Consider the following 8271-nt stretch of genomic DNA (forward strand, 5'->3'; position numbering starts at 1 on the left):
TTTAGGTGACCAAACCACTTCAGCAGGAATAATTGCCCCATGTGAACCATCAGTACTTAGGTTAAAACCTTTGCCTCGGTCCAAATTTTCTGGGTTATATTCATATACACCAACTTGGGTATATAAATCAGGTTGCAAGTTATATTTAACACGCATTGCCCATTGGCTCACTGGCCAGTTATACCACTGATCACCAACCCAGTTACCAACTTGCGAACCACAAAGCGCCAAGTTCTGGAAATCACAGTCAAAACTATTAAAGTCTTCACCTTCACCAAAACGACCCACTTTAACGTCTAACTTCTGGTCAAGAAATTTTTTCTTGATCCACAAATCAGTTAAACGCCAAGTTTGCTCGCGCCCCCACACTTCTTGTACCGAGCTTAAGTGCCCCGCTAAAGCTGGTGAATGTTCAGAAAGTGATTGCCCATCACGATAAGTTAATGTGATTTGAGCTTCAGTATCTTGCCACCCTAAAATTTTGTTTAAATCAAAATGACTTCCTAAGGCAAGTTGCCCCGTATAAGCACTACCATGCGAAGATGTATTTTTTGAATCTAAAATACCGGCATATTCACCGGTATATCCAAAAGAAAAATCATAACCTTGTGCTTGTAACGCAGTGCGTTGACCGTTCCAATCACCCAACATCCACGGACTATTTGGGTCGAATGCAGCAGCAGCTTGTGCGTGCTGTATAAAAAGAGTAATTGATAAAACGGATAAACAGGAAGCCATCAAGGATTTATGTGTTTTCATGTTTACGTACCTTTTATGTCTTTGTTTATAAAGGGTACGCTAATTTTATGTAAAGAAATTATTCAAAATGTTAATCAATTGATTAATCTAATAATAATCTTAATACACATTGTATAAGAAAAGGACTCCGCTCTTCACCATTGTCCTTCACCAAGCTTTTGACCTATAAAGGAATATCTCATTTTTGATCTTGAAAACTTAATTGGGCAAGCCAACTGTGGTTCTGTATCTGCTGTATTATTCTGCAAAGGAACATCCACAATCCATCCACGTTGTTGTGCTAAAGGCGAATTTAATGACTCAGTGAGACTTAAAACAGGTTCTACACACACATCAAGGTTTGCAAAAATTTCATGCCACTCTTTAAATGTTTTGCTTTTAATTTTTTCTTGAATGGCTTGTTTAACTTCTTTCCGATCTTCGGCATCTAATGAAGCGCCCTTTTGTAATAGTAGGGGCAGATCAAGCGCTATGGATAACCCTGACATAAATTGTGGTTCAAGACTACCAATTGAAAGATAACGACCATCTTGGGTCATATAATAGTCATAGAAAATACCACCATTGAGCATTCCATGCTCTGGAGCCTGCTCGACTTGTGCAGCAAGTGTGGCTGATGCAGCCATACTATTTAAGCTAGCAACACAATCGGTCATGGAAATATCAATATATTGCCCCATACCACTACGCCCACGTTCAACCACCGCCGCTAAAATGGCAATAACGGCATGAAGCGAACCACCTGCAATATCTGCAACTTGAATACCGAGCGGCGGTGGACCACTGTCTTGTCGACCACTATACCCAGCAATACCGGCTAAAGCTAAATAGTTAATGTCATGCCCTGCTCGGTCTTTATAGCTTCCTGTTTGCCCATAACCTGTAATTGAGCAGTAAATTAAGCGCGGATTAATTTCGGCAAGTGTTGAGTAATCTAATCCTAGACGGCGCATGACATCAGGTCGAAACTGCTCTATGACAATATCAAACTCGGAAATTTTGGCTTTAATTAATTCAATACTTGCCGGATCTTTTAAATCAAGAACAATTGACTGTTTATTTCGGTTTAAATAACTATGTGCCGTTGCTTGCCCATTTGCATAGGGTGGCATGATCCGAATTAAATCTGGACGCGATGGAGATTCGATATGGATGACTTCTGCCCCCATATCGGCTAAATACATTGTGGCAAAAGGTCCGGGTAAGAGTGTCGAGAAATCGAGAACTTTAAGTCCATTTAATGCTGTCGTCATCGTTTTTTTAACCACTATTATTCATATTTTCTTTTATATTAGTTAAGCAAATATTCTAAAACAATGTCATGTTCAGCCATTTACCTTGATCATTTCGGCAATTTAACATGTAAAAAGTGCTTTTACTCTGTTGTAAATCGCCAATTTATTTTTTTAGACGGTCATTTAGGTCAATTTAAAGTGAACATCAAAGAGACTGAAGGATTCAATATGAGTCGCGATACGATTAGCATCCACTTCGTGAATGCGGCTTTGACAGGCGTAAAGCGCCTTGGCATGGATGTTGAAATGCTCCTTTCACATGTGGGCATTGAAGCGGAATTATTACGTCAACCTAAAGCTCGAATCTCACCAGAACAATACACTCGTTTTATAAAAATGTTGTGGATGGTCACACAGGATGAACACGTTGGATTTGACGTACAACCACGTCGTCTGGGCACTTTTGCCATTATGTGTCAGTTGATTATTCACGCAAAAACATTGGGTCAAGCCCTTGAACTATCATCTCAATTTTACAAATTATTTGGCGATGAATGGTCTGTCAGCCTAGAGCGTGACAAGCATGAAGCACGTCTAGTTCCACTCATTCCAAAAACTTTAGATCCAGATCATTTCATTACCGAAAGTATGCTTATGATTTGGCATGGTCTAGCATCATGGCTCATTGAACGCCGTTTGCCATTAGAGCGTGTTCATTTTAGCTACCCACGTCCTGCGCATGCAGATGAATATGATGCATTATTTTTTGCTCCAGTCATGCAGTTTGATGCACCGCGTACTGAGATCACCTTTGCTGCGGATTATCTTGATTTGCCAATCCGTCAAGATGAAAAAACACTAGAAGAATTCTTAAAAGCAGCACCTGCTCAGCTTTTAGTAAAATTCAAAAATACCAACTCGCTAACTTCTCGTATTCGTGAAGTACTCAAAAGCCAGATTGGTGAAGAAATGCCAACGCTTAATGACGTTGCATCAATGTTGTATTTATCCCCTCAAACCTTACGTCGTCGCTTGGCTGCTGAAGGTAAAAGCTATCAAGGCGTAAAAGATGCCTTACGTCGAGATGCTGCAATTCACTTATTACTTAACCCAGAATTAACACTTGAAGACGTTGCTCAACAAGTTGGTTTTAGTGAAACCAGTACGTTCCACCGCGCATTTAAAAAGTGGACGGGTGTAACCCCTGGCCTATATCGCCAGCTACACGGTTATCACTAACTATTAAATCTATTTAAGTTTCACATTTAGCCCAAGTTCAACTTGGGCTTTTTTGTATTTCTATTGGCAAAAATCATCACCTGACTGGTGCGCTTATCGTCATTGCACTCGCTATTAAAACCAGTACACTCAAAACACAAATAAATTTTAAGCAATAAAAAAGGAACTGTTATGAGCGAGGCTTATATTATTGATGCCATTCGCACCCCACGCGGAAAAGGAAAAAAAGACGGCTCTCTTTATGAAGTAAAACCAATTACCTTACTCACTACTTTATTAAATGAATTACAGCAGCGCCATCAACTCGATACATCTAAAGTCGACGACATTGTTTTGGGCTGCGTAACTCCTATTGGTGATCAAGGCGGTGACATCGCCAAAACTGCAGCCATTGCAGCTGGTTGGAATGATGATGTTGCTGGAGTTCAAATCAATCGTTTTTGTGCTTCAGGCTTAGAAGCAGTCAACATGGCAGCCATGAAAGTCCGTTCTGGTTGGGAGGATTTAGTGGTTGCTGGTGGCGTTGAATCAATGTCACGCATTCCAATGGGTTCCGATGGTGGACCATGGGCGCTAGACCCAGAAACAAACCTTAAATCATCATTTGTTCCACAAGGTATTGGGGCCGACCTCATTGCAACCCTAGATGGCTATAGCCGAGAAGATGTAGATAATTTCGCTGTAAAGTCACAACAAAAAGCGGCAGCGGCTCAATCAAATGGTTATTTCAATCACTCAGTCGTACCAGTAAAAGATCACGCAGGCGTGGTGATTTTAGATAAAGATGAATTTATTAAAGGAAATACCACACTCGAAGGCCTAACGAAACTCAACCCAAGTTTTGAAATGATGGGGCAAATGGGTTTTGATGCAGTTGCTTTACAAAAATATCCGGAAGCACAAAAAATCACTCATGTTCACCATGCGGGTAACTCATCAGGCATTGTTGATGGAGCAGCTGTAGTTTTATTGGCTTCTGAAAAAGCAGTAAAAGAACAAAATTTAAAACCACGCGCTAAAGTTTTGGCGACTGCATTAGTCGGTACTGACCCAACTATTATGCTGACTGGCCCTGCTCCTGCTGCACGTAAAGCTTTAGAAAAAGCTGGCCTCACGATTGATGATATTGACCTATTTGAAGTCAATGAAGCCTTTGCAGCTGTTGTAATGCGTTTTATTAATGAGCTCAACGTCCCTGCTGAAAAAGTCAACGTAAACGGCGGTGCGATTGCTTTAGGCCATCCGTTAGGAGCAACAGGTGCCATGATTTTAGGCACGCTACTTGATGAGCTTGAACGACAAGATAAAAAGCGCGGTTTAGCGACGCTCTGTGTTGGCGGTGGAATGGGTATTGCCACCATTATTGAACGCGTATAAAAATTAGGGATATAAAAGATGAGTGCAATTCAATACGAAAAAAATGCCGACAATATTGTCATTTTAACGCTTGATTCAACAGGTCAATCTGCGAACACCATGAATGCCGAGTTCCGTGACTCGCTCGATGAGGCGACTCAGAAACTTAAAGCAGAAACAGAACTTTCAGGCGTTATTTTCCGCTCGGCTAAAAAAACTTTCTTTGCAGGCGGCGACCTAGATGAGCTAATTCAAGTTCAACCTGAACATGCGACTGACTTTTTCAATATGGTTGAAAAGCTAAAAGGTCATTTACGGACAATTGAAACGCTAGGCATTCCAGTCGTTGCAGCATTAAATGGCACTGCACTTGGCGGTGGTTGGGAAATCGCATTAAGTTGCCATCACCGTATTGCAATCAATGACCCAAAAAGCAAATTTGGCCTACCAGAAGTCACTTTAGGTTTGCTACCGGGTGGCGGTGGTATTGTGCGTATGGTACGACTGCTTGGGCTTCAAAATGCATTTCCTTTCTTAATGGAAGGCAAACAGTTCGGTGTTGATAAAGCAAAATCTTTAGGTTTAATTCACGATACTGCTGAAAATGAACAAGAGCTTTTAGATAAAGCAATTGCTTGGATCAAAGCAAATCCAAAATCTCAACAACCTTTCGATGTGAAGGGTTATAAAATTCCAGGTGGTGATCCAAAAACGCCAGCAGTTGCACAAGTTCTTGCAATTGCCCCAGCCATGTTAAAAGACAAAACCAAAGGTTGTTACCCTGCCCCTGAAGCGATTATGGCTGCCGCTGTTGAAGGCGCTCAAGTCGATGTAGATACTGCACTGCGTATTGAGTCTCGCTACTTTACTCAGCTTACAACAGGTCAAATTTCTAAAAATATGATCGGCACTTTCTGGCATGGTCTAAATGCAATTAAGTCTGGTGCGAGTCGCCCTGCCGACGTTGCAAAATGGCAAGCCACTAAAGTTGGTGTGTTGGGTGCTGGCATGATGGGTGCGGGCATTGCCTATTCAACCGCAATTAAAGGCATTCCTGTTGTACTTAAAGATGTATCTGTTGAAAATGCGGAGAAAGGCAAAGCTTACTCACAAAAACTCTTAGATAAACGTGTTTCACAAGGCCGTATGACCGCAGAAAAACGTGATCAGGTTTTATCGCTCATTACGGCTACAGCGTCAGCTCAAGACCTTCAAGGCTGTGACTTAATTATTGAAGCGGTATTTGAAAATCAAGAGCTCAAAGCGAAAGTCACTCAAGAAGCCGAGCAGTATCTAGCGCTTAATGGCGTAATGGCATCAAATACATCAACCCTGCCGATTACAGGCTTAGCTCAAGCAAGTAAGGATGATAAAGCGTTTATCGGTCTGCACTTCTTTAGCCCTGTCGACAAAATGCAGTTGGTTGAGATTATTAAAGGTAAAAACACCTCCGCAGAGACTCTTGCTAAAGCCTACGACTTTGTACAACAAATTGGAAAAACACCGATTGTTGTCAATGATAGCCGTGGTTTCTTTACGAGTCGTGTATTTGGTACGTTCATTCAAGAAGGTATGCGTTTGCTTGCAGAGGGCGTTCACCCAGCACGTATTGAAATGGCAGCACTGAAAGCAGGCATGCCTGTTGGGCCACTCGCCATTCAAGATGAAGTGTCTTTAACCTTAACCGAACATGTTGCTAGTGAAGCACGTAAAGCCCTGCAAGCTGAAGGAAAAGATTTACCTAAAACTTCTGTAGATGAAGTGATTCACACCATGATTCATGAGTTAAACCGTAAAGGTAAAGCTGCTGGTGCAGGTTTCTATGACTATCCGGAAAATGGTAAAAAACACCTTTGGGAAGGCTTGAACCGTTGGCAAAAAGATCATGATATTTCTGAACAAGATATGATTGATCGCATTCTGTTTGTACAGGCACTAGATACCTTACGTTGTTATGAAGAAGGCGTATTGGAGTCTGTAATTGATGCCAATGTCGGTTCTATTTTTGGAATTGGTTATGCACCTTGGACGGGTGGAGCGATTCAATTCCTAAATCAATATGGCACTGATAAAGCACAAAAACGAGCTGAAGAGTTAGCTGCAAAATATGGTGAACGTTTTACACCTCCAACTTTGCTCAAAACCAAAGCTGAGCAGAAACAAAATATTCAATAACTTAGACTTATTGAGTATTTAAAAACTGCATAAACCTTACCCATATAAATATATTTTATTTATATGGGTTTTTCTTTATGGCCTTTAAGATTTCAGCCTCACCCCTAAATATGCTATAAATAGACTTCATTTTTGTGCTTCTACAGCACATTCGAGAAATCCTTATGTCCGATAAAAATTCTTCCGAGTCAGCAGTTCTAGGCTGGAAATTTGTTCTGATCGTTGGTGTTTTAAGTGCGATTTTCCTTGGCTTTTTCTATTTAGCAATGAGTAATGAACCTGACTATATGCCAGGAGCACAGCGCAAAGCACAACAAGAGCAAATGCAGCAAAAAGCAGAACACTCTACGGAGCAACACGCTCAACATGACGATATGCCTGAAATGGACATGCAAGAACATAAGCACTCAACTCAGTAATCAGATATTTTTCAAATGACAGATCTTTCCCGCAACGCATTGGTTGTAGAGGGTGGAGGCATGCGTGGCGCCTTTACCAGTGGTGTACTTGACTCATTTTTACAACAACAGTTCAATCCTTTTGACTTATACGTTGGTGTATCGTCTGGTTCGACCAATGTGGCTAACTACTTGGCAGGCCAGCAAGGCCGTACTCTAACGTTTTACGTTGATCACTCACTTCGTCCTGAATTCATCGATTACAAACGCTTTTTTAAAGGCGGTGATTTACTTGATTTAAAATGGATGTGGGAAATTGGTGAGCAAGAGCACCCTCTTGATCAAAAGAGTCTTTTCGCTAAAAATCCAGATTTTTATATGGTGTTGACGCATGCCAAAACAGGTCATGCGGAATATCTCCGTGCTGGTAAAGATAATTTGCTAAACGCACTTCGTGCATCTAGCTCAATTCCAGTTTTAACGCGTCATCCCGTCGATATTATGGGTGAACCTTATTTTGATGGGGGTGTTGCAGATGCCCTACCCGTTCGCTGGACGGCTCAGCAAAGTGACGTAAAAAAACTATTGGTTTTACGCACACGCCCGAAAAATTACTTTAAGGCGAGTAGTCGAGGCGATCAATTCCTCGCGAAATATGCGTTTAAACATCATTATGGTTTTGCAAACAGCTTACGTAGCCGTTGTGCTCGCTATAACGCTTCGGTCGATTTTGTTCGTGGTGAAAATCCAGAACAGCAAATTTTAGAAGTTTGCCCACCGCCACTTAAAAATATGGCTGGCCGTTTAACTACTAACCCGAAAAAGCTTCGCTATAGTTATGAAGTCGGCTTAGAAACAGGGCTACAGGCAATTGAAAGCTGGAATGCCATGAAATAAATCCAACTTGAGATTTCTAAAAAGAAGTCTCAAGTTAATTCTAAAATCATATCAATATGTGGAATGCCACAGTCTTGGTAAACCTCACCTTGCACATGAAAACCTAAAACTTCGTAAAAAGCTGTCACATAAGTTTGCGCAGAAAGCTTTAAATAAGGCAGTTTATGACGACGTGCATAGTCAATAATATGCCGCATTAAAATTTTACCAAT

At 41.2% G+C, this 8271-nt stretch carries 8 protein-coding genes; 5 read left to right on the forward strand and 3 right to left on the reverse strand.

Annotated elements, in window-relative coordinates; all coding sequences use genetic code 11:
- The coding region (locus tag UC75_RS21990; protein ID WP_228137433.1) for a carbohydrate porin at positions 1-738 on the reverse strand (738 nt) is incomplete at its 3' end.
- Positions 739-893: 155 nt separating this feature from the next.
- A complete protein-coding gene (locus UC75_RS15455; RefSeq protein WP_005309708.1) occupies positions 894-2012 on the reverse strand; it encodes a CaiB/BaiF CoA transferase family protein in 1119 nt (372 codons plus the stop codon).
- Between the two features lie 210 nt (positions 2013-2222).
- On the opposite strand from UC75_RS15455, the gene UC75_RS15460 reads away from it, so the two are divergent.
- The 5 genes from UC75_RS15460 (at position 2223) to UC75_RS15480 (ending at position 8059) form a co-directional block, all read left to right on the forward strand.
- On the forward strand, positions 2223-3233 hold the full coding sequence (locus tag UC75_RS15460; RefSeq protein ID WP_004789200.1) for an AraC family transcriptional regulator: 1011 nt from the start codon (positions 2223-2225) through the stop codon (positions 3231-3233).
- 171 nt (positions 3234-3404) lie between these two features.
- Positions 3405-4610, forward strand: coding sequence for an acetyl-CoA C-acetyltransferase (locus UC75_RS15465; RefSeq protein ID WP_049838095.1), 1206 nt, complete (start codon positions 3405-3407; stop codon positions 4608-4610).
- A gap of 18 nt (positions 4611-4628) precedes the next feature.
- On the forward strand, positions 4629-6764 hold the full coding sequence (locus UC75_RS15470; RefSeq protein ID WP_049838096.1) for a 3-hydroxyacyl-CoA dehydrogenase NAD-binding domain-containing protein: 2136 nt from the start codon (positions 4629-4631) through the stop codon (positions 6762-6764).
- Between the two features lie 164 nt (positions 6765-6928).
- Entirely contained in the window at positions 6929-7183 is a 255-nt protein-coding gene (locus UC75_RS15475) for a hypothetical protein (protein ID WP_004789195.1), read from the forward strand.
- 15 nt (positions 7184-7198) lie between these two features.
- Positions 7199-8059, forward strand: coding sequence for a patatin-like phospholipase family protein (locus UC75_RS15480; protein ID WP_049838097.1), 861 nt, complete (start codon positions 7199-7201; stop codon positions 8057-8059).
- 29 nt (positions 8060-8088) lie between these two features.
- Here UC75_RS15480 and UC75_RS21995 read toward each other — a convergent pair.
- Positions 8089-8271: GNAT family N-acetyltransferase (locus UC75_RS21995; protein ID WP_228137424.1), on the reverse strand; the 183-nt coding region annotated here is incomplete at its 5' end.

Source organism: Acinetobacter sp. V2 (assembly GCF_001188385.1).
Taxonomy (GTDB): Bacteria; Pseudomonadota; Gammaproteobacteria; order Pseudomonadales; family Moraxellaceae; genus Acinetobacter; species Acinetobacter oleivorans.

Bases quoted from the DNA above. Each gene is read 5' to 3' on its own strand.
- UC75_RS15470 (WP_049838096.1), top strand. From the start codon at position 4,629: ATGAGTGCAATTCAATACGAAAAAAATGCCGACAATATTGTCATTTTA.
- UC75_RS15475 (WP_004789195.1), top strand. From the start codon at position 6,929: ATGTCCGATAAAAATTCTTCCGAGTCAGCAGTTCTAGGCTGGAAATTT.
- UC75_RS15465 (WP_049838095.1), top strand. From the start codon at position 3,405: ATGAGCGAGGCTTATATTATTGATGCCATTCGCACCCCACGCGGAAAA.
- UC75_RS15460 (WP_004789200.1), top strand. From the start codon at position 2,223: ATGAGTCGCGATACGATTAGCATCCACTTCGTGAATGCGGCTTTGACA.
- UC75_RS15455 (WP_005309708.1), bottom strand. From the start codon at position 2,012: ATGACGACAGCATTAAATGGACTTAAAGTTCTCGATTTCTCGACACTC.
- UC75_RS15480 (WP_049838097.1), top strand. From the start codon at position 7,199: ATGACAGATCTTTCCCGCAACGCATTGGTTGTAGAGGGTGGAGGCATG.